Source organism: Saccharomonospora iraqiensis subsp. paurometabolica YIM 90007 (assembly GCF_000231035.2).
Lineage (GTDB): Bacteria > Actinomycetota > Actinomycetes > Mycobacteriales > Pseudonocardiaceae > Saccharomonospora > Saccharomonospora paurometabolica.
The window spans coordinates 228,488-229,629 of the sequence record NZ_KI912218.1 but is presented as its reverse complement, the minus strand read 5'-3'; the positions used below and the strand labels follow the sequence as shown (position 1 = coordinate 229,629).

Annotated in this window: 1 protein-coding gene; it reads left to right on the top strand. The window is 76.1% G+C overall.

Annotation, left to right across the window (positions count from 1 at the left end; translation table 11 throughout):
* On the top strand, window positions 1–1,142 hold a 1,142-nt coding region (locus SACPADRAFT_RS32465; protein ID WP_233357140.1), incomplete at both ends, for a PucR family transcriptional regulator.

Sequence of the window (1,142 nt, the reverse complement as noted above, 5' to 3'; positions counted from 1 at the left end):
CGCGGAGGGCGGGGACACCGGGGGTGCGCAGGGCCCGGAACACGAGCAGGGCCCGGAACACGCGGAGGACGCGGCGGGCGTCCCCGACACCGCCGACGACGGGCACCGGGGGAGCGACGGGTCGGACACGACCGCGGATGCGGTGGCCGAGGCGCGGCGGCACGGGATCACGGTGCTGCGCGTCGAGCCCGACGTGTCCTTCAGCCAGGTCTGCGGTGTGGTGTACGGCCTGGTCTTCGAGGGCGGTGAGGCCGAGTCCGGCCGCGGGGGACGTGACCTGTTCGCCCTGGCCGACGCCGTGGCGGAGGCGGTGGGCGGCCAGGTCACCGTCGAGGACGGGCTGTCCCGGGTGCTGGCCTACTCGTCCTGGCAGCAGGACGCCGACCCGGCCCGGGCGGACACGATCCTGGGCAGGCGGGTGTCCGAGCCCGTACGCCGACTGTTCGAGCAGCGGGGAGTGTTCGCCCATCTCGCCCGTTCGGACGAGCCGCTGTTCGTCGCGCCCGCGCCCGAGCACGGGCTGCGGGGGCGGATGGTCGCCGCGGCCCGGTCCGGGCGGGAACCGCTGGGATCGGTGTGGGTCACCTGTGACGCGCCGTTGCGCGGTGACCACCTGCGCGCCCTGCGGGACGGGGCGCGCGCCGTGACGTCGCACCTGCTGCGGTCCCGGGTCGGTGCCGATCTGGAACGCCAGGTCGAGTCGGAATCCGTGCTCCGGCTGCTCGACGGGACCGGGGAGGCGGCGTCGGTGAGCGGGACGCTCGGCCTGCCGCCGGGGACGTTCCGCGTCGTCGCCGTCCAGGCGCACGCCGACGACGAACGGCACGCCGCCGTCCTCACCGCCTACGAGCGGGCCACCGTGGGTTTCGGCTGGTCCCGCCCGGGCCGGAGCACGCTGTTCGGCAACACCGTCTACACGGTGCTGCCGTGCGCCGACGACCCCGCCCCCGCCCGCGACTGGGTCGCGGCGCTGACCGCGGACCTGCCCACCCACGTGACGGTGACGGCGGGGATCGGCGGGGTGTGCGAGGTCGGGGACCTGCCCACCGGCAGGCGGGAGGCCGACGAGTGCCTCGCGCTGCACGCGACCCGGCCGGCCGGCCCGGTGGTGGACTACGACGGTTCGTGGGACGAGATCCTGC